This window comes from Wolbachia endosymbiont (group A) of Scambus nigricans (assembly GCF_947251485.1).
Classification (GTDB): domain Bacteria; phylum Pseudomonadota; class Alphaproteobacteria; order Rickettsiales; family Anaplasmataceae; genus Wolbachia; species Wolbachia pipientis.
In genome coordinates, this window is record NZ_OX366356.1 from 22,458 (window position 1) to 46,463 (window position 24,006).

Sequence of the window (24,006 nt, forward strand, 5' to 3'; positions counted from 1 at the left end):
AAGCAGTTGTTTTTAACATTTAATATTCAAAAGGAGGATGTGGTAAATTCTGACATTAAGAATATTAAGAAAAAGCTTAGTCAACAATACCGTAAATTATCGTTAAAATATCACTCAGATAAAAACCCAAACAATAAAGAAGCGGAGGAGAAATTTAAGATTATTGCATTAAATAAGCCATTTTTTGAAGAATTTATAATAGAGCCATTGGAGAAAGGTCTCAATAAAAGAATTACGCGGTAAGTTGTGGAGTCGCAGTTATGAAGAATTGCAACAATACTTAGATGATAAGTGCAGAAATAAACTCTATAATAAGCAGCAGTCAATTAACAATAATGTAACTGCTTATGTAAAATATTCTTCTTATTCAAATCTCTTAGGAGCGTCGAACAAGAAAAAAATCTTGTTAAACCGGAAAGAAACTATTTCTTCACTTCCATAGCAATTTTTATATATAATTTATCAAGAAGTACTTCTGCAGTTATAACCGACTGATCAATGGTGCTTAAGTGCCCGTTTAGGAGCGTGGTTTTGGAGGAACGGTTAAACCACTGATGGAGTCTATTATGACTACCTCGATTAGAAGATTGTATAATCTAACCGTCCCAAGCTTAAGTGCTTCTCCATTATAAGTTATAGTAGGATAATTACCATGATAAAGGCAAAAAGTAAACCAGAAATAGTGAATCCTGATACAGCAGGAATTGATATCGGCTCAGCTGTACATTATGTATGTGTACCTGAAGGAAGAGGTGAACAACGTGTCAAAAAATTTGGATGCTTTACAGTTGATCTTCATAACTTAGCAGGGTGGTTAAAGAAATGTAAAGTTAGAACAGTAGATATGGAATCAACAGGAGTATATTGGATTCCTTTGTTTCAAATACTTGAGTCATATAGATTTGAGGTAAAATTGGTAAATGCACGATATATTCAGAACGTGCCTGGTAGAAAATCCGAAGTTCAAGACTGTCAATGGTTACAACAATTACACAGCTATGGATTACTCCATGGGTCGTTTAGACCTGATGATCAAATGTGTGTGTTGCGTAATTACGTTAGGCAACGTAGCAACCTGATTGAAAGTGCATCCACACATATTCTACGTATGCAAAAAGCGTTAATTCAAATGAACGTTCAATTACACAAAGTCATAAGTGATATTACTGGAGTGACCGGTATGCAAATTATCAAAGCAATAATTGAAGGTGAAAGGAATCCTGAAACATTATCAGAATTGAGAGATGTACGGATAAGAAATGATAGATCTACCATGGCAAAAGCGCTAAAAGGCGACTACAGAAAGGAACTCTTATTTGTGTTAAAGCAAGAATTTGAATTGTATAATATTTATCAGGAAAAAATAGCAGAATGCGACAAAAGCATCGAACAATATTACAAAACATTTGAAACAAAATCTGACGAGAATAAGCGATGCAGCAAAATAAAGAATAGGTTTTCAAAAAACAGACCAGACTTTCCTTTACACGAAGAACTGTATAGAGTAACCGGTATTGATTTTACTAAAGTTCCTGGGCTTGATGTGCTAACTATACAAACAATTATCTCAGAAGTTGGTTTGAACCACGATAAATGGCCATCAGAGAAGCACTTTACTTCTTGGTTGGGGCTAAGTCCTGCTAATAAAGTTACAGGGGAAAAAGTATTTGGGACGAGAACTCGCAAAGTTATTGCTCGTGCTGCAAATGCTTTTAGGATGGCTGCCCAGTGTGTGTCAAGAAGCAACAGTGGGATTGGTGCATATTGCAGAAGGTTAAAAAAACGACTAGGAGCACCGAAAGCGATTACCGCTACGGCTAGGAAATTGGCGTGCATTTTTTATAGTATGCTAAAGTATGGACAGGAATATGTAGAGAAGGGCATTGATTACTATGAAAAGTTATATAAGGAAAAAATAGTGAAGACTCTAAGCAAGAAAGCTAGTGAATTTGGTTATGTCTTGATTAAAAAAGAGCTACTAGCAGAAAGAGTTTCTTAGAAGTTCTTTTAGTATCCTTCACATCAATTGCATTTTTAATAATTAATGGTATTTCTTCTAATGTACCAATAGCAGTAGGTTTTCTTGCTCCCTTGTTAGCAGGATCTATTTTGAGTCTAGCTGTTAAGAGCATTTATACTAGAAATGGGAAAGAGTTTAATCATCAGACTAATATTTTATTATTGTTTAACTTTGACCAAGAATGCGAAAATTTTTCAAAGAGTGATAGGACTAAATTAAAGTGGCTAAAAAATTCAGTTATTTTGAGCAACACAATCTGTACATCTTTAATGTTTTTCGGTGTGGGATTAGATTTAGTTGCCAACGGCTTTGGTATAACTAACTCTATGATGTTATCCGGCTTATTATAGCCTTTCTTATAATAGTCCGAATGCGATAAGATATGTGTTTATGGCTATAGCAGGCCAGTAGCATATTACGGTCTGCTCGGATTATTGTAAAAAGAGCTATAATATCATCAAAGTTAGCTATTCTCCATAGCGAAGTCTCTAGCTAGGAACAATGAGCCACAGATTAGTATGGTTTTGACGTTTTGGGTAGAGGCTTTTAATATGTGATTTGATATTGCATCGCCAATTGATTCACATTCAACTGCTTTTATTCCTATGTTATTGGCTTTTTCCCTAATCAAATTTGTATTTGTTGCTTTAGGTTCAGACTTAACACAAACCGCACATAGTAGCTTGATATATGGCTTTAAGTGCTCTAAGAACTCTTCCACATTTCTGTTACTAGTAACACCAAAAACCATATAAATACCTTCAGCAAAATTATCTTTTACCCACTGAGATAGTACTCTAGCAGCATCATTATTGTGTGCACCATCTAAAAATAATTGCCAATCTTTCGGTAGTAGGAAAATTAAATTACCTTCTTTTATAGACTCTAGCCGTGCAGGCCAATAAGTGCACTGTAAACCTGAAGTGATATCCTCTTCTCCAATATCAAATTCATACTTTCCACTTAAAATACTACATGCTGCAATAGCATTGCCTGCATTAATCACCTGATGATCACCCTTTAAAGATGGCAAAGGAAATTCTATTGATTGAATAGCTGATTGAAAAACCATTTTGTTGTTCTTTTTTTTGCAATTCCATTCAAGACCTCCTCTATACAAGGGAGATTTCTTATTTATTGCGTGGTGTTCTAGCGTGTTCACTATAGATTTTTCTTGCGGTGCTATTACGCAAGGAACATTAGGTTTCATTATTCCAGCCTTTTCACCTGCTATAATTTCTACAGTAGGGCCAAGATATTCCGTATGATCAAGTGCAATGGAAGTAATTATTGTTAAAATCGGATTATCTATAACATTTGTTGCATCAAGCCTTCCACCCATACCCACTTCAACTAAAGTTATATCGGCTTTATGACGAGAAAAAGCTAAAAAAGCTGCAATAGTTGCAGCTTCAAACAGAGTGATAGGTTGTTCTGCAATTACTGCACGACATTCTTCTAATAAGCTATATAATTCATTATCGTCGATATAGCTGCCGGCTATCACTATCCTCTCATTAAAACTCACTAAATGTGGAGAAGTGTATGCGTGTACCTTATACCCTGCTGCTTGCATTATATATCTTATAAATGCTAGTGTTGAGCCTTTCCCATTAGTTCCAGCTATATGAATTACGGGAGGCACTTTTTTCTCGGGGTTATCTAGTTTGCTAAGAAAGCCTTTTATGCGATCAAGAGAAAAATCATTCGGCCTGCTACCAAGTGGCTTAGGCCAATGAGGCATATATATCATGGATTGTTATTGCATTTTAATTCAGCTATAACGCTTGCTATGCCATGCGTGTCGATTTTTTCACTAAATTGATAACGTTGATTAATAGCAATACTTATTCCACTCATTACAACATCACTTATCAAGAAAGAACTGTTATTTTTAGTAACTTTAAAATCAATATTTGTAAATTCTTCATCACCGTAAGAAAATCTTGTACCAATTAAGCAAGTTTCATCGTCAACTGCTTTTGTACTCATTATGATCATTTCACTATCATGCATGTATTTATATAAAACTTTAACGCACAAACGCGTAAGATACACTTCATACTCTCTTAAAAAATCTTCTTTTTCTTTTTGTTTAACTAAAGCCCAATGTTTTCCTATGACGAATTGCGATATTCCTTTGAGGTTAACATTGTTTTGAATGACCTCCTGAAGCTTTTTTTGCACACATTCCCGGTTTTTTTTATTCTCCTTTGTAGATATACCATCCACTTGTTGCTTCATAGTATGTACAAAAATTTTGTGATCTGTACAATTAGTGCAAGCACTTGAAGAAATTACAATAAAAACAATGATAGTTAAAACTTTAGTAATGTTCATAAGATATATTTATTAGCTATGATACTTAGAATGCAAAGTTTAATAAAGATTAAATAATAATCGCTAGCTTTAATATATCTATAGACACACCTTGTATAAATCATCTACAATTAATTAAGGGTCTGTTCTATGCGTTATGAGTTAAGTTAAATTTCCCGAGCGATAATTTCTAGTCAAGGGAATTGCCTCTGTTAATTTCGTTGAAATTGATATGCGATGCCCACCTTAACTTTAGTCTCAGGAATCTACTAAGGCTGACGGTAGATACGGATCCTATTTTGATTGGTTTAACATTTATGCTTCATCAATACAAAGAACAGGGTGTTTTCCTATGTTTGCCTAATGAAGTATTCCAAATTGTAATTGATGTTGAAAGGTATCCTGATTTTGTTCCTTGGTGCAAAGCCGTTTATATAAAAGAAAAAATTAACAACCAAATGGTTGTGGATCTCCTCGCAGCTTTTCATGGAATTAAAGGTAGATATACATCAGAAGTTACTTCTCTTTCTCCAAGTGGAACAAATGAAGGTTGGATAAAAGCTGTATCATCAAATGGAATATTTAAACATCTATACAATGAATGGCAATTCATTCCCATAGATGAAAATAAAACTATGGTAAAGTTTTATATAGAGTTTAAGTTTAAGTCCAACTCATTTTCCACTTTATTAAACTCAGTATATAAGTATACACAAAGTAAAATAATTGCTGCATTTAAAGATAGGGCTGAAAGCCTTGCTAAACAAAAGTTATCTTGACATTATTAATATAAATGTATAATTTTTTTTAGTAAGTTAAGTGTTTATATTGTAATGATTTTTAGACTATTGTTTTTATTAATTTTCATAGGTGTTAATTCTTATGCAGTTGTTAAGCAAGATTTATCTGATAACCAATACATTCAAAAAAAACCCAATGAAATAACATCAAATGAGCTATTATCGCCATTACCTAATGATAAATTATTAGGAGATCCAAAAGCACCAATTCTAATGATAGAATATGCTTCATTAACTTGTTATCACTGCTCTCTTTTTCATAGGAATGTTTTTCCTAAAATTAAAGAGAAATATATAGACACAGGTAAGATGTTATATATATTTCGTCATTTTCCTTTGGATTACAGAGGGCTAAAGGCTGCAATGCTAAGTCATTGCTACGAAAAACAAGAAGACTACTTTAATTTTAACAAAGCTGTTTTTAACTCAATAGATTCGTGGAATTACTACAATTTAAGTGATTTGACTTTACTACAAAGAATTGCTGCACTAAGCAACTTAAAGCAAGATGCATTTAACCAATGCATTAATGATAAGAAAATAATGGATAAAATCGTAAATGATAAATCACTGGCAATTAATAAACTTGGTATCACAGCCACTCCAATATTTTTCATCAAGCTTAACGATGATAAATCATATATAGAGCATAATAAAGTTAAACATGGAGGGTATAAAGAGCTGAAATACTTCACTAATGTGATAGATGAATTATATGGAAAAGCTATAGTGAAGTAACACCACTGTAGCTTACCATATAAAAGACTCTATGCTGAGTCATTGTTTTTCACTACTGTTTGTTGTTTTTTACGCTCAAACTCTCTTTTTTTACTGTGCCAAGTGTAGTAATACATAGCGATTTTATTCTCTATTAATACTATTGTCCCATCATAAAACTGAACCATATCCATAACTTTTCTCTGAGCTTCATCAAAACGTTCTTTATACTTTTCACGATAAGCTGGATTATGTAGTAACATAACCCCTTCATTCTTGTTAGATTTTTTGTTTAACGTTTCAACTTCACCAGCAATAGTATAAGACATATAACCCCTCTAATTGATTATAAAAATTATATTTTAAAAAGAGAAATGCGCATAAACAATCCCTTTAATTCTAGCATAATAATAGACTGTTTGTTATACTAGTTAACCATAGTACGATATATAATAATTTTTGTCACTTAAAATTTTATACTATGAAATAATAACTTAAAATAAATGTTTTTATTATTTTAAACTATATTATTATATTTATAAATTGTGTATGAATTAAGTCTCCCTAATTTATAATATATGCGTAATAATTTTAGTATAAAATTGTCATACATAAGAAATCTATTTGCAAAAGAATATAAAAAAATAGAAGAATGTTGTATTCTTGAAAAAAAGCAACATATTCAAATTGGCCCTGAAGAAGGAAAGCTATTAAGTTTATTTATAAAAATCCAAAAAATCAAAAGTATTGTTGAGATTGGCACGTTATACGGTTACTCGTCGATTTGCATGGCAAAAGCTCTACTAAAAGACGGTCATATATATACAATAGAAAATAATCCTCAACACTCAAGAATAGCAAAAAAAAAAATTAGTGCTTTTAATCTAAGTGATAAAATTACTCTAATAGAAGGCGATGCACTGGAAAAAATTAATGAATTATCAGCAAAAGCACCATTTGACATGATATTTATTGATGCTGACAAAAGTAGTTATCCTAAGTATTTAGATTGGGCAGAGTCATACATTAAACAAGATGGGCTAATCGTTGCAGATAACACTCTACTGTTTAACACAGTATTTTTAGAATCGCCTCCAAAAGAAGTATCAGAAAAATCATGGCATGCCATGAGGGAGTTTAATAATAGATTATCAGATGAAAAAAAATATTTCTCTATATTGATTCCAACTGATGAAGGAATGACTGTAGCTTTAAAGCTAACATAAGTTAAAAATCAAGGTCAGCATAATGTTTAGGAGGGATTAAACCAGAAATCCTCTCTAATAATATCTCACGAAAACAAGGCTTTGATTTAACAATGGAGTACCATTCTTTTAAAATTTTACTTTTTTCCCATGGAAAACTACTTACATAATCCATTACGGAAATATGCGATGCTAAAGTAATATCAGCTAAAGTGAACTTATCAGTTGCAAGCCAAACGTTCTTGTTAATTAAGTGTTCGATGTATTCCATATGGCAAGGCAGGTTATGCTGAGCTGCATGAAGAAATCTAGAGTCAGGGCTGCGGTTAGTAATTACTTTTTCATTCATAATATACTTAGCAACTTCATTGTAAAATTTGTTATCGAACCAATTGATTAGAGCGCGTATTTTAGACTTAATAATAGTGGATGAACCAAGTAATTTGACGTCGCTATTGTAAGTCTCTTCTATATATTCACAAATGGCATTACTATCCGCTATTACAAAGTTATTATCTATTAACACTGGTACTTGCCCGGTTGGATTGATCTCCATAAATTCATTCCGCTTTTCCCACGGATTTTCATACACTAGATCACAGCCTAATTTTTTTTCTTTTAGAAAAGCTCTAACTTTTCGTGAAAATGGACAAAGAGGAAAATGATATAAAATCATAATGTTCCTCTTTTGTTATACCAATATCCTTTTTTTGTTACTCTATGGCTTGACCTACAACTGTACGAACTTTCTTTGTAGTCCACAGAAGTTTGCGTAGCAGGTAGTGTCATGCAAGTAGCTGACACTGGAATCCAGTTCTTGTTATATAATTGCCTAGTGCGCTCATTTACAGTTAAGTTTTCTGGATCCAAGTAGTCAAGCACTGGGATGACATCCTTTTCGGTAAAAATTGCTCTTATATCACAACATTCATACAGCTGTATGCCTAGGCACTGGGATGACATAAATAAGCGCTGAAATGACATAAATAAACATTGGAGTGACAATCTTGTAGTGACTTGCATGACAACTAACTTTTTGTTTACTTCAAAATAGCACTGTAAAAAATTTAACATATTAAATTATAGAGCTAATATAGGATATACCTTGCTAAATAAAAAAAAAAGTATAATATTTTATAAGGTATGCAGGCAAAAACTCTGTAATTTGGTCAGATCAGAAATGAAGCAGCCATATCAGAACCTTTTTGGGTTGCATACCTATTTCATTATTTGTTTTATCCGAGGCTATGAATATAGCATTAAAACATCGTCCTAGTAGCTTCAAAGATCTAGTAGGTCAAGATATATTAGTGCGTGTATTAGAAAATGCTTTTATTTTAAACAAAATCCCACAATCTATACTGCTCTCTGGTAGTAGTGGAGTTGGTAAAACCACCACTGCAAGGATAATAGCTTTATGTTTGAATTGTTCCCTAGGGCCAATTTTTGAACCTTGCGGATCATGTGAAAATTGTCTAGCAATAAAAAATTCAAGCCATCCAGATGTAATTGAAATCGATGCAGCAAGTCACACTAGCATTGACGATATTAAAGTAATCCTGGGAGATATTTGCTATTCACCTATAAGCTCTAAATTCAAAGTCTACATTATAGATGAAGTACACATGCTATCTAGCAGTGCATTTAACGCATTACTTAAAACCCTAGAAGAGCCACCATCTAGTGTAAAGTTCATTTTAGCAACTACGGAAATAAAAAAGATACCAATAACTATTATTGCACGTTGTCAAAGATTTGATTTACACAACATTCCTGTAGCTAAAATAGTGGAACGTTTAAATGATGTTGCACAAAAAGAGAGTTATTCCATTGAAAAGGGAGCATTAGAATTAATTGCACGACACTCTGGAAATTCAATGCGTAACGCCTTGTTTTTGATGAATCAAGCAGTGCTATATAGCAAAGATGGTGCAATATCCACTAAAAATGTGACAGACATACTTGGCCTAGTGGATAAAGATATTATATTCGATCTATTAGGGGCAATATTAGAAGGTGATTTACAGAAAGCTCTATCAGTGTTTGACAAGGCGGTAAAAACAGCAAACCCACTTAGTATTTTTGAAGGTCTATTGCAAACAATTCAGTTAGTATGCCGTTTTTTGATTACAAAAGAGATTGATAATGCAGTTACAGAGCATGAAAAGAATAGGATAAAAGATTTAAGTATAAAGAGATCTTTAATATTTTTTTCGAGATTGTGGAAGATGTTGCTTAAAGGTATTCAAGATATAAAAACTTCAACATGCAACGATGTTGCTGCTGAAATGATGTTAATTAGCCTCTGTTATCTTTCTGATCTGCCTTCTCCGGAACAGGTGATCAAAAAAGTTCTTTCGCAGAATGTAGAGCAAGGAAATAGACAGGGCAGACCTGTTGCACCTTCCCCCTCTGTCATCCAAGTAGCTGACTACTCGGATCCAAAAAAATATGTGGAAAGTAAACAACAACCCCACTCTGTCATCCCAGTGCGTGACACTGGGATCCATGTGGAAAATAAACAACAAAATTACGATTTTGATAAGATTTTGCGACTATTAAGGCGAAGTAACCAAATTTATCTTTACAAACAACTGTGTAATAATCTACAATTAATAGATTGTAAACCTGGATATTTAAAATTAAAGGCTGTATCTAAGTTGGATAGTAATTTTTGCAATGATTTAAAAAATTACTTAAACCAGGTGACTCAGCAAGAGTGGGTTGTTGCAGTTGATACAGGTTATATAAACAGGGAAGTGAGTAATTTAGATTATGCACCTGCAGTTAAGGATATCCTTGACACGTTTAAAGGTGCAAAAGTAGTTAATATAGAAAATAAGGAGTAAGTTGTGGATTTTAGTCAAATAATGAAACAAGCGCAAGAGATGCAAAAAAAGCTTGCAGAAGCTCAAGAAAAATATGTTGGAAAAGAGTTTCAAGGTATTTCTGGTGGTGGCAAAGTTTCTGTATTAGTGGAAGTCATAAAAATAGGTAGATATAAAGCTAAAAAGGTGAACATAGACTTAGAACTTATGAGAAATGAGGAAAAAGATATAGTAGAGGATTTAGTAACAGCAGCGTTTAATGATGCCGTTAAAAAAGCAGAAGAAGATATGGCGAATGCAACTTCTGATCTTGCAGGTATGATGGGTTTACCATCTGGGTTTAAACTTCCTTTTTGAATTTACTACTGAAGTTTCTTTTAGTGTAAGTATTTTTTTTCTAATATTCCCAACGCTAGTACTTCTTCATATAATGTACCTATACTAGCATAGCCCTACGTCATACCGTGATTCATTCCACAACTGTACAAACATTGCAATATGGCACATAGTAAACGATGTCATTCCAGTTTGGAATCCAGCCTTGCCGTAATCTCATCAAGAACATTGTGTTTTAACATAAAACGGCTACTTTTATGCTTACCAACTTAATAAAATTCCTGGATCCCAGACTGGGATGACAAGAAGATGGTACTTGGATAAGAGGCATTGCCCTCCTGGTAGGCCCAAATTGCAATGTTCGTACAGTTGTGGATTTCTCATCCGCTAACAAGCAGCGAGATGACGAGGTCTTTCGATAGTAAATCTTACCTGTGTTAGCTATACCAAAAAATCAAAAGTCGTATTTATTCATTAATAAAATCTTTGTCTTCTCCTAAAAATTAGTTAAAATGTAGAATATTTTGTGTTATTAAGTTAGCACTTGACTTAACTTTAGTTGTTACTTAGACTGCTAAAGTGGAATTTTAATTTTTTTTACGAGGACAATTATGCATTATAAAAAGTTTTTTTCGGCAGCCGCTTTAGCAACGTTGCTAAGTTTATCAAACTCTGCTTTTTCAGATCCTGTTGGTCCAATAAGTGATGAAGAAACTAGCTACTACGTTCGTTTGCAATACAACGGTGAAATTTTACCTCTTTTCACAAAAATTGGAGGTATTGAATATAAAAAGGCCACAGACATTCATAATCCATTAAAAGCATCTTTTATAGCTGGTGGTGGTGCGTTTGGTTACAAAATGGACGACATCAGGGTTGATGTTGAAGGAGTTTATTCATACCTAAACAAAAATGATGTTACAGATGCAAAATTTACGCCAGATACTATTGCAGACAGTTTAACAGCAATTTCAGGGCTAGTTAACGTGTATTACGATATAGCAATTGAAGATATGCCTATCACTCCATACGTTGGTGTTGGTGTTGGTGCAGCGTATATTAGCACTCCTTTGAAAGACGCTTTAAATGAGCAAAAAAATAAATTTGGTTTTGCTTATCAAGCAAAAGCTGGGTTTAGCTACGACGTAACTCCAGAAATCAAACTTTATGCTGGAGCTCGTTATTTTGGTTCTTATGGTGCTAATTTCGATAAAACTGCTGGTGCGGCAGGTAAAGACAAAGGAGGACATACAGTTCTTTACAGCACTGTTGGTGCAGAAGCTGGAGTAGCGTTTAATTTTTAGTCTATCTCAGTCTTGTTATCCCAGTGGGTTTTTTCTTGTCATTCAAGTAGCATGACACTGGGATCTAGAAAAAAGAAATGTGGATTCCAGTGTCAAGGCACTGGAATAACACTATTTGCTATGTGTTTAAGCTATAACGTTTACCATTGTACTGGTAGAATATCATCTAAAGTTACATAATGTTATCCAATTAGCTAACGCTGCGGCCTACTGTCTCCAAGAAATTAGATGGAAAATTTGTACTTTTTTCAAATCAAAGCTTGAATTTTTGCTGGAAAATCAATATATTATATGCATGAAGTTTTAATTTAAGTTGTTATGTTGACCTCAATGGCAAACTTATGTGTCGATAGCAGAACCAATCTCATGCAATATATTGCTAGGGTGCAAAAATTTCCTATGCTGTCTCAAGAGGAAGAGGTACGATTAGCAAAAAATTGGAACCAATATAAGGATGTTTCTTCTGCTCATAAATTGATTACCAGCCATTTGAATTTGGTAGTGAAAATTGCAATGAAATTCAAAAATTATGGACTATTGTTGATGGATCTGGTCATGGAAGGGAATATGGGTTTAATGCATGCAGTGAAAAAGTTTAATCCTGATTTAGGGTTTCGTTTTTCAACTTATGCGGTGTGGTGGATTGAAGCTTCAATAAAAGACTTTATATTGAAATCTTGGTCGTTTGTGAAAATAGGCACAACGCAAGCACAAAGAAGATTGTTTTTTAGTTTACGTAAAATAAAAAAAAGAATTTTACAGTATACAAACAGGGAAACCTTAAATAATGAAGAAATAAAAGCAATATCTAATGAGCTTTCTGTATCCGAAGGAGACGTTCTGCAGATGAATTACCGTATGGCTTGTAAGGATCAGTCGCTAAACGATTGCATAAAAATAGGTGATGACTCTAAAAGGGAGCTACAAGATATGATCCCATGTAACTTGGTTAGTCAAGAAGTAACCTATCAGAATCATGAAGAAAAAGAATTAAAAGAAGCAATTTTAAACAATGCACTAGCGAGCCTCAACGAAAGGGCAAGAGACATTTTTATCAGTAGATATTTGTCTGAAAACATTCAAACTCTGGATGAACTTAGTAAAAAATATTGTGTTTCAAGAGAAAGAATAAGGCAGTTGGCTGAGCAGGCGATGGCTAAGGTAAAACAATATATACAATCTGAAAGTTTGAAATTTTGTTTGCATGCGTAGTTTTTTTATATTTCTAATATTTTTTTCGATAGACGCTTTTGCATCAGTTAGTGATGTGCAACTGAAGGAAAAATATAAAGATTGGCTCGTGTATACTGCATTGGAAGATGGAGAGAAAGTATGTTATATTGTATCCTATCCTAAAAAAAAAAGCGAATATTATACAACCAATCGCAAGCCGTATGTAATGGTTAGTTATGTTGATAAAAAAGCAGATGAGGTAAGCGTTACCTCTGGTTTTCAGTATGACAAGGAGCCTGTAGCTCTCAATATCGATAAAAAAATTAAATATACATTGCCTATAATACAGGGAAGTTTTGCGTGGGCAGAGCATACAAAAATAGATCAAGATCTCATTCTAAAAATGAAGCAGGGATTATCAATGGTAGTGAATGGAAAAGCAAAAACAGTAACCATTGATGATACTTATTCCCTACTTGGTTTTCAAAAAGCGTATCAAAAAATGCATGATTTATGCCATACAAAGTAAACTATTGTAACAGAATACCCAGCTATAGTATAAAACTAGACTACTCTTTCAATGGAAATATATAGCCTTTCTTATAATAGTCCGAATGCGATAAGATATGTGTTTATGGCTATAGCAGGCCAGTAGCATATTACGGTCTGTTCGGATTATTGTAAAAAGAGCTATAAATAGCACTTTACTTTATATGGGATGTGGATATCATTTAAAATATATTTTTGAGAGTTAGCAATGTCAGAGGTTGCAGGTGTAGATACAGAAATCAAAAAGCAAAATTCTGTGTGCGGGCAGATGCGTTTTAGCGTGAGCCGCACAAGTCTTTTAAATACATTATCCAGAGTAAGTGGAGTGGTTGAAAGGCGTAATGCAATAGATGTTTTGGCGTGTATAAATATCAAAGCACAACACGGCAGCATAAAATTAATGGCAACTGATCTTGACATTTCAATGTTTGCCTCACTTGCTGCAACCGTATTAACAGAAGGAGAAGTAAAAATTTCAGCGCATACTTTACATGACATAGTGAAGAAGTTACCCGCTGATTTGGATGTCAATTTTGAAGTAAACAACCAAGGAAAATTATTGATGTCTTGCGGAAATGCAAACTTTTCTTTACCGAATGTAGTTTCAAGCAGCTTTCCTGCTCTTGAAGAAGACAATTATAAACATGATTTTACTCTACTAAATACGGACCTGATAGACTTATTAACTAAAACAAAATTTGCTGTATTACTAGATGATACAAGGTATAATTTAAATGGAATATATCTACATACAGATGAGCAATTTCTGTACTGCGTTGCAACTGATGGCCATCGTTTATCATGTATCAAGAGGCCAAAGCCTGGGAACATCAATGGCGAATTTGGTGTGATCATTCCACGTAAAACTGTTATGGAGCTGTTAAAAATATTGGACGATTGTAATGAAATTAAAGTAAAACTCTCAGACAGAAAAATCAAGTTTACATGCGGTGAATATATTCTAATATCAAAATTAATAGATGGAACTTTTCCAAATTATAAAGCAGTTATTCCAGCATCTCAAGATAAGCATATGATTATTGAAAGTAAAAAACTTTCAGATGTTATAGATCGAGTTTCCGTTGTTGTATCTGATAAAGTAAAATCTATTAAATTCTCACTACAAGAAAAGCTGCTAACTCTGCATTCAAACTCCCAAGAGTGCAGTGATGCAACTGAATCCATAGAAGTGGACTACAATGAAGCCCCTATAGAAATAGGGTTCAACTCGCGTTATTTACTTGATGTTCTATCCTGCATAAAAAATAAATGTAAGTTTAGCTTGGCCGATGGTAATAGTGCTACAATTATCACTGATGAAGATGATTCAAGTGTATTATATGTAGTGATGCCAATGAGAACTTAAACTCGTCATCTCGCTGCTTGTTAGCGGAATCTGGAGATACCGTGGCGGTATGGCACTTATTTCACTAGCTTTTATTAAATTAGTAATCTATCTTTACCAAATATAAGCCAAAAGGTGGTGCAGTAACTCCAGCGGCATTTCTTTTGCATTGGTTTAATATATTTAGCATTTCTTGCGGATTGGTTCTATTTTTTCCAAATTCAACTAAAGTACCCACAATAATTCTCACTTGGTTATGTAAAAAGGAAATAGCAGATATTTTGATGTGTATATGATTCCCGTTTTGTATTATATCGATATCATCAATTGTTCTTATCGGATTTGCGGCGTGACAATCTTTTGAACGGAAACTTGAAAGGTCATGTTTTCCAAGTAGATGTTTAGCAGCTTCACGCATAATATTTACATCAAGTGGGCTAAACACTTGCCATACATAACCCGTCTCCAGAGCGGCAGGAGCATAGCGATTAACTATTCTGTATTCGTAATATCTTTTTTTTGCTGAAAACCGTGCGTGAAACGCATCATCTACAACTTCCGCATTAAGCACAACTATAGGAATTGATTTTAAATGATAATTTATTGCGTTTCTTATTCTATAAAGCTCAAATTCCTTTTCGATATCAAAATGAGCAACTTGTCCTAAAGCATGAACCCCTGCATCAGTTCTGCCACCACAGTACAAAGTAACTTTCTCACCACTAAAATTAAATATAGCATTTTCTATCTTCTCCTGGATTGAGTTAGCAGAGTGTTGCTGTTTTTGCCAACCAGAGAAACTACTACCATTATATTCTACCGTTATTTTGTATCGCACTGCATTATAGCTCTTTTTACAATAGTCCGAATGCGATAAGATATGTGTTTATGGCTATAGCAGGCCAGTAGCATATTACGGTCTGTTCGGATTATTGTAAAAAGAGCTATAATTCGTCCAATCTTAAATCTTGCTGCCACTGCTTCTCTGCTTTCTCCTTCGTCTAGCGCCTCCATTGCTTTTTTTCTTAAATCATAACTATATGCTGCTGGCATTCAACCTCCTTATCATTATCTATCCTTATCACATCCGGACTTCTATGAAAAGAGCTATAAATCGTGAAAAAGAACTGCTCATTAAGTGCTATTTGCTTAATAAATTTACTGACATTGGTATGGCTAAATTCGAAATGGCTACATGAATTTATCGTAAATTATTACCGTATAAGGTACGATGCGACAAAGCCATCCCAGTGTCAGCTACTCGGATGACACCGTCATAAAGGAACCAGTGTTAGCTACTCGGATGACAACCATTGTGCTTGAGGCAAAATTGACTATCACTTCTTTTTATAGAGCTTGCTCAAAACTTTGTTGTTAGTTAATACAAAAAACACTGTTAAAATTATAAAATACGCCACTACTTTTAATCCAAGTTTATGCCGGCGCTCTAATTCTGGCTCTGCTGCCCATTGTAAAAAATTTATCACATCATACGCCATATTTTCAACTGTGGCTTGCCTTGCACCATCATATTCCACCATTCCTTCAGAAAGTGGTGGCGCCATAGCTAATCTGCCTGTTGGAAAATACGAATTAAAATATAAATCATTTTCATCGTGTTCGCCGTTTTGATAGCCTGTTAACAATGAATAGACATAATTTGCACCATCATGCCTTGCTTTAATAATTAATGATAAGTCTGGTGGGACTGCACCATTGTTGCTTGCTGCAGCTGCTTCTTTTGTATCAAAAGGCGCAATAAAATAATCCGAAGGTACTCCAGGTCTGTCAAACATTTCACCCAAATCATTCGGACCATCTTTAACTTGATAAGAAGCTGCTATTTGTTTTACATCTTCTTCAGAAAAACCGACATCTTGCAAATTACGAAATGCTACCCTATTCATTGAATGACAAGCAGCACAGACTTCTTTATACACTTTATAGCCACGCTGAATTGACTCTCTATCGAAAGATCCGACAATTCCATCAAATTTCCAGTCTATTTTCTTATTTGGTGATGATTTAAATTCTTCTGCAGATATAAGACTAGATAGAAATAACATGCAGAAGATTGCAAATACATTAGATCCCATGCATAACCACTGTTTTAGTAAATTTCGAATTGATGTCATGCAAGTAGCTGACACTGGAATCCAGCTTATTTCATCACTGACATTATGGTTATCGTGCACTCCTAGAATCTGTTGTCCATTGCATGATTTGTAAGTATTTTTATACCTGGATCCCAGTGTCAAGCACTGGGATGACAACGGAAGATAGTGGAATGACACTGTGTGTTGTATACAACGTTCATACAATTGTGTACATGATGCTGGAATCCATTTATTTTTTTTCTGGATCCCAGTGTCAAGCACTGGGATGACAGAGAATTTTGTAAGAGATCTGCTTTGAATTGACATCACCTCATCTCCGGCACAGAATCACTTAAGGTTTTTGGTGGTTCTTTTGGCTTTTCATACTTACTAAGCAGTGGTAAAACTATCACAAAGTATGCAAAGTAATAAAGAGTAGATAGCCTACTCATAGTGATGTAAGGCTCTTTTACCTCTTGTCCTCCAAGCCAGGCAAGAAGTACAAAATTTATTGCAAAAACCCAAAAAAATTTCTTAAACACCGGGCGATAAGCACCACTTTTAACTTTTGATTTATCAAGCCAAGGTAACAAAAACCACACTAAAATAGACGCAAACATGGTAAGCACACCAGTAAGTTTATCTGGAATTGAACGTAGCATTGCATAAAAAGGTAAAAAATACCACTCTGGCACTATATGTACCGGAGTGACCATAGAATCAGCTTCTATATAATTGTCTGGATGCCCAAGATAATTGGGAGCATAGAAAACAAATGCGAACAAAACTACAAAAAACAGACCAAAAGTTATGCAATCCTTGACTATATAATAAGGATAGAGAGGGATGGTATCCTTATCTGATTTTACCTCCACTCCACTTGGGTTACCAGAGCCAAACCTATGCAGAGCTATCACATGAAGCATAGCTAAAGCAATAATAACAAAAGGCAGAAGATAATGCAGAGCGAAAAAACGGTTAAGTGTTGGGTTATCCACTGAAAAACCACCCCATAACCATATAACTATTTTATTGCCAATTAAAGGTATAGCAGAAAATAAGTTGGTTATAACTGTTGCACCCCAGAAACTCATTTGTCCCCAAGGCAATACATATCCCATAAAGGCAGTTGCCATCATTGCAAAAAATATAAATATTCCAATAAACCACACCATCTCTCTCGGTCTTTTATAAGATCCGTAATATAATCCACGCATTATATGAACATAGACTACCATAAAGAAGAGCGATGCTCCAACAGCGTGAGTGTAGCGTATTAACCACCCGTAATTCACATCTCGCATTATGCGCTCTACACTATTAAACGCATAATCAACATGCGGAGTGTAGTGCATAGCAAGAAATATACCTGTTATTATTTGTAAAATCAGCGCTATACCAGCCAAAGAGCCAAAGTTCCAAGCATAATTTAAGTTTTTTGGCACTTGGTAAGAAGCAGTGTGTCTTAGAAAAGAAAATATAGGCAATCTATATTCTATCCATCCTAATATGCCTTTTTCTTCTTTTATTGTTTCTTTTTTGTTATCTTCCTGCATAACTTAAACCTTTCTGAACACATGTCCATTGCTACTTTTATCTTATTTTTTTATTGTAGCAACTTATCCTTTACGCACAAATAAAAACTTTAAAGCAATATTAATTACCTCTTCAGCAACCTGTCACGTGCTGCGTTTAATTTTTGTGCAAAATATTCCGAGCCTCCTTTATCTGGGTGAACTAATTTCATTAAATTTTGATATGCTTTATTGATTTCATTTTGGTTCGCTCCAGAATCTATTCCTAGCACTTTAAATGCTCCATCTCTGAACATGTTACTACTACCAGACTAGTATGATTTTGTCTTGTAAATTTATTCAACAACCCTATTCTAACTATATAATGAAAAATTATCTACAAAGTGTTTATGAAGATGGTATGAAAATCCAACTATCTAAAGTCAACAAATATTTATTAGTTTTACTGATTACTGTCTCAGCATTTCTCATATCTGGGCAAGTATCCAGTTCAAGCAATATCGAGAATGATTTTCAAGATTTACAAGAAAAATTACCATTATTGAAAGATCAGGATTTGTTATTTTTAGATCCAGCTTCAGCTTTAAATTATGGTGATAGGGCAGGTAAAAAAGTGTTAATGGTTATAGTTCACCATACTGAAACATCAACACTAAAAGGTACAAAAGATACGCTGAATGCTAGAGGATTGTCAGTTCATTTTATTGTCGATAGGGACGGCAGCGTTACCTTAATGGTTCCATTAGAGAAAGAAGCATGGCATGCTGGTATTAGTTATGCAAGAGTTAAGATAAATAGCAAGCTTGAAGAGCTACGGAAGCTTAACAACTATTCTGTAGGTATTGAAATTGTAAACACAGGACTTGAGCCTTTTCCGGAAGAGCAAATGAGATCTGTTAAAGAGCTGATTTTATACCTTATGGAGCGTTTTAAAATTAAAAGGGATATGATATTTAGTCATTCTGAAATAGGAACTATAGTGTATGATCCAGAGCTTGGCTATACAATGCGTAAACCAGATCCACACAAATTGTTTGATTGGGAGTTATAGCTCTTTTTACAATAATCCGAACAGACCGTAATATGCTACTGGCCTGCTATAGCCATAAACACATATCTTATCGCATTCGGACTATTATAAGAAAGGCTATATTAGAGAAAAATGAAATTGGATTGCACATAAGTGACAGAATAAACCCTAAAGATGCTAAACACAAAATGGGCAAAACATTGTATAAAGCAGGTGATAGAAATGAAGGTATTTTGAAATTAAAACAAAGGCTGAACAGATTTTTCTATAAGATAGAACCTTGGAATGATAAGAAAGGTAATGTAATTTTTCCTGATAATAATGCTGATTACTCAGATGAGTTTGATGAGAATTTTGTATGGGTTATTTATCAGTTTTCAATACATAATTTACCAAGAGAAATTAGAAAAGATCTACCTCTTAAACTAGAACAAGCAGATATATTTCCTGAATTCTTTAGTGAATATAGTCATGGCATTTCTTCTAGTTATCTAACCTTTAGTGAAAAAATTAAATCGACTCTACAACCATGTTTAAGCAAAGTAGATTATGAGAATTTATTATCTTCTCTTGCACAATATGAGAATAACATTTCTCCTGATGCATCTACCACTTTAATGTACAAAATTAAGTTATACTATGATTCTTATTTAAGATATCGCATATGGTCTTCACTCTATAAACCATTTAAGCTTAATGTATTGGAAGAGTTAGAGATTTTAAAGAGTGGAGTGTTATCTTTAAAATTACTAGATAGCTCTAAAGCTGCAGAAGTTTCCAGTTTAATTGATAGCTTTAAAGTAGATATTTCTTTAGAATTTCAGGGTTTTGAAAAACAGTGGTTTCAGGAGTTTAAGAATGCTTGGAGACAAGAATTTATACCTTCCCTGGAAGAACAGATAACATGGACTGCACTACATGAAGCAATATTGGAGTATTTAGAAAAAGCAAAGGAAGAAATTCGTTAAACGAAAACTTTTTTTAAGATCACTTTTTTAACAATTTATCACGTGCCGCATTTAGCTTTTGCGCAAAATATTCCGAGCCTCCCTTATCTGGGTGAACTAATTTCATTAAATTTTGATATGCTTTATTGATTTCATTTTGACTTGCCTCAGGATTCAGCCCCAGTATCTTTAATGCTTCATCCTTGGACATGTTATCACCAGTGTAATTTTCAGTATAACTTCTACTGCTACTAAATTCGTTCAAAAACTTACTCAATATAGAGTTCATCATGAAACTCATATTATTTTTTTTTGTCAGGAAAAGAAAAAATACAACAACGCTAGGCAAGACAAATGTAATTACTATGAATACTAAAAAAAGAAAAAAGATGAATGACATGTATATTTTTTTATCATTTTATGATTAAATAGTAACAATTATAATTGTCATGGTAAATAACATGTTCATCCAGATTGAAGAAACACCAAACCCAAATACGCTAAAATTCCTTCCTGGATTTGAAATTTTAAACGAAGGAGAAACGGCTGATTTTTCAAATGCAAATGAGATAAAAAATTCTAAACTAGCAGCAAATCTTTTTCAAATAGAACATGTGGTAAGAGTGTTTTTTGGTCATGATTTTATTTCAGTAACAAAATTGGGTGGAATTAATTGGGATACATTAAAAGTAGAAATTTTAACTACAATCATGGATCACTTTACTTCAGGTGGAAAAGCACTAGATAAAGAAGGAGTAAATGATAATAATATACCGGATGAAGAATTTTTTGATAAAAATGATATAGAAATTGTAAATAGAATAAAAGAATTGATGGAAAGTCATATCAAACCTGCAGTTGCTCAAGATGGTGGCGATATCAAATTTCGTGGCTATAAAGATGGGATAGTTTATGTTGAGTTACAAGGAGCTTGCTCTGGATGCCCAAGTGCTGCAATTACTTTAAAGCAAGGAGTGCAAAATATGCTGAGCTACCACATACCAGAGATTGCAGGTATAGAGACCACACTATGACTAATCAAACGGTTAGAGGAACAAAAGATCTCCTGTTTGATGAATGGTACAAGTTTAAACACATAGAGCAAACAGCAAGCAGAATCTCAAATCTATATGGCTTTTTGCCTGCTCAAACTCCGATATTTGAATACACGGAGGTTTTTACAAAAACCTTAGGTGATAGCTCAGATATCATCACTAAAGAGATGTATAGCTTCAATGATAAAGGGGGAAAGAGCATAACTTTACGTCCTGAGTTCACTGCAGCGATTGTCAGGCTACTCATTGAAAAAAAACTGCAAACACCGATAAAATTATTCTCAACAGGACCTGCATTTCGCTATGAAAGACCGCAAAAGGGAAGACAAAGGCAATTTCATCAGATAAATTTTGAGGTTTTTGGCATAGAAGATCCAAAAGCTGATATTGAATTGATATCACTCGCTCAGCACTTACTAACTGAATTTGGCATCAATAAAAATGTAAAGCTGGAAATCAACTCTTTAGGTGATGGTGAAACAATAACTAAATATAGAGAAGCTTTGATCTTATACTTTACAAAGTATCAAAATGATCTATCAGAAGATAGCAAAAATAGGTTGATCAAAAACCCACTCAGAATACTGGATTCCAAGGACGAGAAAGATAAATCAATAATTTCTGATGCGCCCAAAATCAGCAATTATTATACGAAAGAGTCCTCAGATTTCTTTGAACAAATACTAAATGGATTAACAATTCTTGATATACCTTATACCGTAAACAATAAACTAGTTCGAGGTTTGGATTATTATTGCCACACAGTGTTTGAGTTTGTTACAGAGGATTTAGGTGCACAAGGGGCAGTTTTTGCCGGTGGAAGATACGATAATTTAGTATCTTCAGTAGGTGGAAAACACACTCCAGCAATAGGATTTGCAGGGGGTATTGAGCGCATAATGGAGTTAATCAATTATTCTCCGAAAGAAGAGCGACCTATTTACCTAATTCCAATCGGTAGAGAGGTTGAAGAATATACCCTAACACTTGCGAATGAATTGCGCAGAAATGGTTTATATGTAATCTATGAATATAGCGGAACGCTCAGAACCCGAATGAAAAAAGCAAATCAAGCAAATGCTAAAGCTGCTTTAATCTTTGGCGATGAAGAATTGAGTAGTAAAACTTTAAAGATTAAAAACATGGATACAGGTGAAGAAAAAATAATTGCTCGCGATAACACAATAGAAAATATCTATTAGGAGCAATGCAAATGTTTTTCTCAGTCAGCTATAGAAGAAAATTCGTCTGCACAAGAATTTTTCATAGTATTCAATGTATCATAATCTGTAAAATCTAATTTTACCGGTGTAATAGTAATAAATCCTTCTTTTATTTTATTTATACTACCACTGCCTGAGTGCTCTCGAGACCAATTTAAGCTAAAAGAGCCATTCGAATTTTCAGTAAAAATTAAATCCCCATCAATGTTATATTCACCTTGTTCAGCAAATTCTACTCCTTTTACTTTTTCCGTAGCAGGAAAATTTACACTCATCACTATGTTTTTAGGCCAACCAACCTTAACTAGCTTGGCAATAACCTTTGGTGCAAAAACCTTTGTATTGTGCCAGTCTATTTTATCATGATAAACTTGGCTTAGCGCAATAGAAGGTATAGACCTTGCAGCACCTTCCATTACAGCACCAATTGTTCCTGAATAACAAATATCGTCCCCGACATTTGATCCAATATTTACTCCGGACAATATTAAGTCTGGTTTTTTATTCATAACTTTATTTAGCGCAATAATGACACAATCTGCAGGAGTACCAGACACACTAAATTCCCTTTCACTATGTTGTTTTATTCCAATAGATTGTTTCACTGGATAATCAAGAGATCTTGCAGCTCCGCTTCTATCAGTATCTGGTGCCACTATCCATATTTCTGACGCAAAATTCCGTGCAACCTCTTTGAGTAATTTTATTCCTTCACTTCCAAAACCATCATCGTTTGTTATTAATATTATCATATACAATGTTCAGCTATACAGCTCCAAATTATGTAAACCACTGGCTGTAAATAAACTCATGAGGCTTTAAGTTTCCTTGCATAACTACGAACTGTAACAAAGAACCTGCTGTAAATCAATAGATTTCTTGCACAGGCCATAACTGTCATTACAATAGAAACGAAAAAACTTACTTGACAAACTCCGCCAGTCCCCTTATCATGAAACTGAAGCTATTGTATTTGCTTTCGCCAATCTGCAGATTAAAAGGTAAGGGTTACTTAATGTATCGGCGTCTTATGTTTAATTTTTTGCAGTACATAGATACTGTATGTCTTTACAAAACTTCATCTACATCTAGATTTTTATCTAAATAAGCTGAACGCGCTTATAAAGCGTTACAAGACATCAAAAAATGCCAATACTCGACAGAGATAGTAAAAGACTAGCTAACTCGGGGATTCTTTGTCTTTTTTTCTGCTTAGTAAATTTCTTAAACGTTTGCAGCGTAAGTTAGTTGCAATTAAAAGCAGCTGAATTTCGCTTGTCAAGCGTTTAAAACATAAAAAACGCCAATATTTTAAAGCGGATAATAACCCCAGGGCTTCTTTTGCCTTTTTTTCGTTTGGTGAATTTCTTAATATTTATAGCTAAACAACAACCGTCATCCCGCTGCTTGTTAGCGGGATCTCTTGTTAGCGGCTGAGATACCGCGAATGAATCGCGGTATGACGTGTTGAAACAATCCGATAAGGTAAGCCTCGTCATCCCGCTACGTGTTAGCGGGATCTAG

At 34.0% G+C, this 24,006-nt stretch carries 26 protein-coding genes, 2 other RNA genes and 4 pseudogenes; 19 read left to right on the forward strand and 13 right to left on the reverse strand.

Annotated elements, in window-relative coordinates; all coding sequences use genetic code 11:
- Positions 1 to 24: 24 nt before the first annotated feature.
- Positions 25 to 159 (forward strand): annotated as a pseudogene (locus OPR46_RS06580) (DnaJ domain-containing protein); the annotation flags it as partial.
- Between the two features lie 493 nt (positions 160 to 652).
- Complete coding sequence (locus OPR46_RS00115) at positions 653 to 1,999, forward strand: IS110 family RNA-guided transposase (RefSeq protein ID WP_265043032.1); 1,347 nt, start codon at positions 653 to 655, stop codon at positions 1,997 to 1,999.
- Positions 2,000 to 2,483: 484 nt separating this feature from the next.
- Here the strand turns inward: OPR46_RS00115 and OPR46_RS00120 are convergent, their stop codons facing one another.
- The gene (locus OPR46_RS00120; protein WP_265043392.1) at positions 2,484 to 3,773 is read right to left on the reverse strand and encodes a bifunctional folylpolyglutamate synthase/dihydrofolate synthase; all 1,290 of its coding nucleotides are present in this window, start codon (positions 3,771 to 3,773) and stop codon (positions 2,484 to 2,486) included.
- Positions 3,770 to 4,360 carry an MlaC/ttg2D family ABC transporter substrate-binding protein gene (locus OPR46_RS00125; protein ID WP_265043394.1) on the reverse strand — a complete coding sequence of 197 codons (591 nt, stop codon included), beginning with the start codon at positions 4,358 to 4,360 and terminating at the stop codon, positions 3,770 to 3,772. Before OPR46_RS00125 ends, OPR46_RS00120 begins: the two co-directional genes overlap by 4 nt.
- A gap of 116 nt (positions 4,361 to 4,476) precedes the next feature.
- Between OPR46_RS00125 and ssrS the strand changes: the two genes are divergently transcribed.
- The 3 genes from ssrS (at position 4,477) to OPR46_RS00140 (ending at position 5,877) form a co-directional block, all read left to right on the forward strand.
- Positions 4,477 to 4,637: non-coding RNA, 6S RNA (gene ssrS / locus OPR46_RS00130), on the forward strand.
- 19 nt (positions 4,638 to 4,656) lie between these two features.
- Complete coding sequence (locus OPR46_RS00135; protein ID WP_010963012.1) at positions 4,657 to 5,118, forward strand: type II toxin-antitoxin system RatA family toxin; 462 nt, start codon at positions 4,657 to 4,659, stop codon at positions 5,116 to 5,118.
- Between the two features lie 54 nt (positions 5,119 to 5,172).
- Positions 5,173 to 5,877, forward strand: a complete 705-nt coding sequence (locus OPR46_RS00140) for a DsbA family protein (RefSeq protein ID WP_265043395.1) — start codon at positions 5,173 to 5,175, stop codon at positions 5,875 to 5,877.
- Between the two features lie 29 nt (positions 5,878 to 5,906).
- Here OPR46_RS00140 and OPR46_RS00145 read toward each other — a convergent pair whose 3' ends face one another.
- Positions 5,907 to 6,185, reverse strand: coding sequence for a DUF2671 domain-containing protein (locus OPR46_RS00145; RefSeq protein ID WP_006279425.1), 279 nt, complete (start codon positions 6,183 to 6,185; stop codon positions 5,907 to 5,909).
- 249 nt (positions 6,186 to 6,434) lie between these two features.
- On the opposite strand from OPR46_RS00145, the gene OPR46_RS00150 reads away from it, so the two are divergent.
- The gene (locus OPR46_RS00150; protein WP_265043396.1) at positions 6,435 to 7,082 is read left to right on the forward strand and encodes an O-methyltransferase; all 648 of its coding nucleotides are present in this window, start codon (positions 6,435 to 6,437) and stop codon (positions 7,080 to 7,082) included.
- A gap of 1 nt (position 7,083) precedes the next feature.
- Here the strand turns inward: OPR46_RS00150 and OPR46_RS00155 are convergent, their stop codons facing one another.
- Both OPR46_RS00155 and OPR46_RS06585 read right to left on the reverse strand, forming a co-directional pair.
- On the reverse strand, positions 7,084 to 7,737 hold the full coding sequence (locus tag OPR46_RS00155; protein ID WP_265043397.1) for a glutathione S-transferase family protein: 654 nt from the start codon (positions 7,735 to 7,737) through the stop codon (positions 7,084 to 7,086).
- Positions 7,738 to 7,844: 107 nt separating this feature from the next.
- Positions 7,845 to 7,961, reverse strand: a pseudogene (locus OPR46_RS06585) (WPE palindromic element domain-containing protein); the annotation flags it as partial.
- Positions 7,962 to 8,193: 232 nt separating this feature from the next.
- Between OPR46_RS06585 and ffs the strand changes: the two are divergent.
- The 7 genes from ffs to OPR46_RS00195 all read left to right on the forward strand — a co-directional run bounded on the left by ffs (position 8,194) and on the right by OPR46_RS00195 (position 13,231).
- An RNA gene (gene ffs / locus OPR46_RS00165) (signal recognition particle sRNA small type) lies at positions 8,194 to 8,293 on the forward strand.
- 15 nt (positions 8,294 to 8,308) lie between these two features.
- A complete protein-coding gene (gene dnaX, locus OPR46_RS00170) occupies positions 8,309 to 9,910 on the forward strand; it encodes a DNA polymerase III subunit gamma/tau (protein ID WP_265043398.1) in 1,602 nt (533 codons plus the stop codon).
- A 21-nt stretch (positions 9,911 to 9,931) separates the two neighbouring features.
- Complete coding sequence (locus OPR46_RS00175; RefSeq protein ID WP_320109359.1) at positions 9,932 to 10,246, forward strand: YbaB/EbfC family nucleoid-associated protein; 315 nt, start codon at positions 9,932 to 9,934, stop codon at positions 10,244 to 10,246.
- Between the two features lie 590 nt (positions 10,247 to 10,836).
- Complete coding sequence (locus tag OPR46_RS00180) at positions 10,837 to 11,529, forward strand: P44/Msp2 family outer membrane protein (protein WP_265043400.1); 693 nt, start codon at positions 10,837 to 10,839, stop codon at positions 11,527 to 11,529.
- Between the two features lie 51 nt (positions 11,530 to 11,580).
- Positions 11,581 to 11,709: a hypothetical protein gene (locus OPR46_RS00185; RefSeq protein WP_255407348.1), complete on the forward strand. Its 129-nt coding sequence runs from the start codon at positions 11,581 to 11,583 to the stop codon at positions 11,707 to 11,709.
- Between the two features lie 138 nt (positions 11,710 to 11,847).
- Entirely contained in the window at positions 11,848 to 12,741 is an 894-nt protein-coding gene (locus OPR46_RS00190; RefSeq protein WP_041582625.1) for an RNA polymerase factor sigma-32, read from the forward strand.
- Positions 12,734 to 13,231 carry an invasion associated locus B family protein gene (locus tag OPR46_RS00195; protein WP_265043401.1) on the forward strand — a complete coding sequence of 166 codons (498 nt, stop codon included), beginning with the start codon at positions 12,734 to 12,736 and terminating at the stop codon, positions 13,229 to 13,231. Before OPR46_RS00190 ends, OPR46_RS00195 begins: the two co-directional genes overlap by 8 nt.
- Before the next feature lie 48 nt (positions 13,232 to 13,279).
- Here the strand turns inward: OPR46_RS00195 and OPR46_RS00200 are convergent, their stop codons facing one another.
- Positions 13,280 to 13,405 (reverse strand): hypothetical protein, encoded by a 126-nt coding sequence (locus OPR46_RS00200; protein ID WP_265043402.1) that lies wholly within the window; start codon positions 13,403 to 13,405, stop codon positions 13,280 to 13,282.
- A gap of 54 nt (positions 13,406 to 13,459) precedes the next feature.
- Here OPR46_RS00200 and dnaN point away from each other — a divergent pair, with 54 nt between their 5' ends.
- Complete coding sequence (gene dnaN, locus OPR46_RS00205; RefSeq protein WP_265043403.1) at positions 13,460 to 14,617, forward strand: DNA polymerase III subunit beta; 1,158 nt, start codon at positions 13,460 to 13,462, stop codon at positions 14,615 to 14,617.
- Between the two features lie 79 nt (positions 14,618 to 14,696).
- On the opposite strand, the gene truA is transcribed toward dnaN, so the two are convergent.
- Together truA and OPR46_RS00215 are read right to left on the reverse strand one after the other, a co-directional pair.
- Positions 14,697 to 15,434, reverse strand: coding sequence for a tRNA pseudouridine(38-40) synthase TruA (gene truA / locus OPR46_RS00210; protein ID WP_265043404.1), 738 nt, complete (start codon positions 15,432 to 15,434; stop codon positions 14,697 to 14,699).
- Positions 15,435 to 15,547: 113 nt separating this feature from the next.
- A pseudogene (locus tag OPR46_RS00215) lies at positions 15,548 to 15,649 on the reverse strand (IS630-like element ISWpi11 family transposase); the annotation flags it as partial.
- A gap of 47 nt (positions 15,650 to 15,696) precedes the next feature.
- On the opposite strand from OPR46_RS00215, the pseudogene OPR46_RS06915 reads away from it, so the two are divergent.
- A pseudogene (locus tag OPR46_RS06915) lies at positions 15,697 to 15,795 on the forward strand (IS5 family transposase); the annotation flags it as partial.
- Positions 15,796 to 15,933: 138 nt separating this feature from the next.
- On the opposite strand, the gene OPR46_RS00220 reads toward OPR46_RS06915, so the two are convergent.
- The 3 genes from OPR46_RS00220 to OPR46_RS00230 all read right to left on the reverse strand — a co-directional run bounded on the left by OPR46_RS00220 (position 15,934) and on the right by OPR46_RS00230 (position 18,523).
- Complete coding sequence (locus tag OPR46_RS00220; protein ID WP_265044029.1) at positions 15,934 to 16,692, reverse strand: cytochrome c1; 759 nt, start codon at positions 16,690 to 16,692, stop codon at positions 15,934 to 15,936.
- Between the two features lie 326 nt (positions 16,693 to 17,018).
- Positions 17,019 to 18,248 (reverse strand): cytochrome b, encoded by a 1,230-nt coding sequence (locus OPR46_RS00225; RefSeq protein WP_006280242.1) that lies wholly within the window; start codon positions 18,246 to 18,248, stop codon positions 17,019 to 17,021.
- A gap of 104 nt (positions 18,249 to 18,352) precedes the next feature.
- Positions 18,353 to 18,523: a J domain-containing protein gene (locus tag OPR46_RS00230; RefSeq protein WP_010082675.1), complete on the reverse strand. Its 171-nt coding sequence runs from the start codon at positions 18,521 to 18,523 to the stop codon at positions 18,353 to 18,355.
- 68 nt (positions 18,524 to 18,591) lie between these two features.
- On the opposite strand from OPR46_RS00230, the gene OPR46_RS00235 reads away from it, so the two are divergent.
- Positions 18,592 to 19,278: an N-acetylmuramoyl-L-alanine amidase gene (locus OPR46_RS00235; RefSeq protein ID WP_265043405.1), complete on the forward strand. Its 687-nt coding sequence runs from the start codon at positions 18,592 to 18,594 to the stop codon at positions 19,276 to 19,278.
- The gene (locus OPR46_RS00240) at positions 19,266 to 20,225 is read left to right on the forward strand and encodes a hypothetical protein (protein WP_265043406.1); all 960 of its coding nucleotides are present in this window, start codon (positions 19,266 to 19,268) and stop codon (positions 20,223 to 20,225) included. The genes OPR46_RS00235 and OPR46_RS00240 overlap by 13 nt, the downstream gene beginning before the upstream one ends.
- A gap of 19 nt (positions 20,226 to 20,244) precedes the next feature.
- Here OPR46_RS00240 and OPR46_RS00245 read toward each other — a convergent pair whose 3' ends face one another.
- Positions 20,245 to 20,505, reverse strand: coding sequence for a J domain-containing protein (locus OPR46_RS00245; protein ID WP_227738613.1), 261 nt, complete (start codon positions 20,503 to 20,505; stop codon positions 20,245 to 20,247).
- A gap of 160 nt (positions 20,506 to 20,665) precedes the next feature.
- Between OPR46_RS00245 and OPR46_RS00250 the strand changes: the two genes are divergently transcribed.
- Together OPR46_RS00250 and hisS are read left to right on the forward strand one after the other, a co-directional pair.
- Positions 20,666 to 21,238, forward strand: coding sequence for a NifU family protein (locus OPR46_RS00250; RefSeq protein WP_265044031.1), 573 nt, complete (start codon positions 20,666 to 20,668; stop codon positions 21,236 to 21,238).
- Entirely contained in the window at positions 21,235 to 22,461 is a 1,227-nt protein-coding gene (hisS, locus tag OPR46_RS00255) for a histidine--tRNA ligase (RefSeq protein ID WP_155969466.1), read from the forward strand. Before OPR46_RS00250 ends, hisS begins: the two co-directional genes overlap by 4 nt.
- Before the next feature lie 20 nt (positions 22,462 to 22,481).
- Here the strand turns inward: hisS and surE are convergent, their stop codons facing one another.
- Positions 22,482 to 23,234 (reverse strand): 5'/3'-nucleotidase SurE, encoded by a 753-nt coding sequence (gene surE, locus OPR46_RS00260; RefSeq protein ID WP_265043407.1) that lies wholly within the window; start codon positions 23,232 to 23,234, stop codon positions 22,482 to 22,484.
- Positions 23,235 to 24,006: the final 772 nt, after the last annotated feature.

Excerpts from the sequence above, each read along its gene's own strand:
- OPR46_RS00115 (WP_265043032.1), top strand. The coding sequence starts at position 653 with ATGATAAAGGCAAAAAGTAAACCAGAAATAGTGAATCCTGATACAGCA.
- OPR46_RS00120 (WP_265043392.1), bottom strand. The coding sequence starts at position 3,773 with ATGATATATATGCCTCATTGGCCTAAGCCACTTGGTAGCAGGCCGAAT.
- OPR46_RS00125 (WP_265043394.1), bottom strand. The coding sequence starts at position 4,360 with ATGAACATTACTAAAGTTTTAACTATCATTGTTTTTATTGTAATTTCT.
- OPR46_RS00135 (WP_010963012.1), top strand. The coding sequence starts at position 4,657 with ATGCTTCATCAATACAAAGAACAGGGTGTTTTCCTATGTTTGCCTAAT.
- OPR46_RS00140 (WP_265043395.1), top strand. The coding sequence starts at position 5,173 with ATGATTTTTAGACTATTGTTTTTATTAATTTTCATAGGTGTTAATTCT.
- OPR46_RS00145 (WP_006279425.1), bottom strand. The coding sequence starts at position 6,185 with ATGTCTTATACTATTGCTGGTGAAGTTGAAACGTTAAACAAAAAATCT.
- OPR46_RS00150 (WP_265043396.1), top strand. The coding sequence starts at position 6,435 with ATGCGTAATAATTTTAGTATAAAATTGTCATACATAAGAAATCTATTT.
- OPR46_RS00155 (WP_265043397.1), bottom strand. The coding sequence starts at position 7,737 with ATGATTTTATATCATTTTCCTCTTTGTCCATTTTCACGAAAAGTTAGA.
- dnaX (WP_265043398.1), top strand. The coding sequence starts at position 8,309 with ATGAATATAGCATTAAAACATCGTCCTAGTAGCTTCAAAGATCTAGTA.
- OPR46_RS00175 (WP_320109359.1), top strand. The coding sequence starts at position 9,932 with ATGAAACAAGCGCAAGAGATGCAAAAAAAGCTTGCAGAAGCTCAAGAA.
- OPR46_RS00180 (WP_265043400.1), top strand. The coding sequence starts at position 10,837 with ATGCATTATAAAAAGTTTTTTTCGGCAGCCGCTTTAGCAACGTTGCTA.
- OPR46_RS00185 (WP_255407348.1), top strand. The coding sequence starts at position 11,581 with ATGACACTGGGATCTAGAAAAAAGAAATGTGGATTCCAGTGTCAAGGC.
- OPR46_RS00190 (WP_041582625.1), top strand. The coding sequence starts at position 11,848 with ATGTTGACCTCAATGGCAAACTTATGTGTCGATAGCAGAACCAATCTC.
- OPR46_RS00195 (WP_265043401.1), top strand. The coding sequence starts at position 12,734 with ATGCGTAGTTTTTTTATATTTCTAATATTTTTTTCGATAGACGCTTTT.
- dnaN (WP_265043403.1), top strand. The coding sequence starts at position 13,460 with ATGTCAGAGGTTGCAGGTGTAGATACAGAAATCAAAAAGCAAAATTCT.
- OPR46_RS00220 (WP_265044029.1), bottom strand. The coding sequence starts at position 16,692 with ATGGGATCTAATGTATTTGCAATCTTCTGCATGTTATTTCTATCTAGT.
- OPR46_RS00225 (WP_006280242.1), bottom strand. The coding sequence starts at position 18,248 with ATGCAGGAAGATAACAAAAAAGAAACAATAAAAGAAGAAAAAGGCATA.
- OPR46_RS00230 (WP_010082675.1), bottom strand. The coding sequence starts at position 18,523 with ATGTTCAGAGATGGAGCATTTAAAGTGCTAGGAATAGATTCTGGAGCG.
- OPR46_RS00235 (WP_265043405.1), top strand. The coding sequence starts at position 18,592 with ATGAAAAATTATCTACAAAGTGTTTATGAAGATGGTATGAAAATCCAA.
- OPR46_RS00245 (WP_227738613.1), bottom strand. The coding sequence starts at position 20,505 with ATGAGTTTCATGATGAACTCTATATTGAGTAAGTTTTTGAACGAATTT.
- OPR46_RS00250 (WP_265044031.1), top strand. The coding sequence starts at position 20,666 with ATGTTCATCCAGATTGAAGAAACACCAAACCCAAATACGCTAAAATTC.
- hisS (WP_155969466.1), top strand. The coding sequence starts at position 21,235 with ATGACTAATCAAACGGTTAGAGGAACAAAAGATCTCCTGTTTGATGAA.
- surE (WP_265043407.1), bottom strand. The coding sequence starts at position 23,234 with ATGATAATATTAATAACAAACGATGATGGTTTTGGAAGTGAAGGAATA.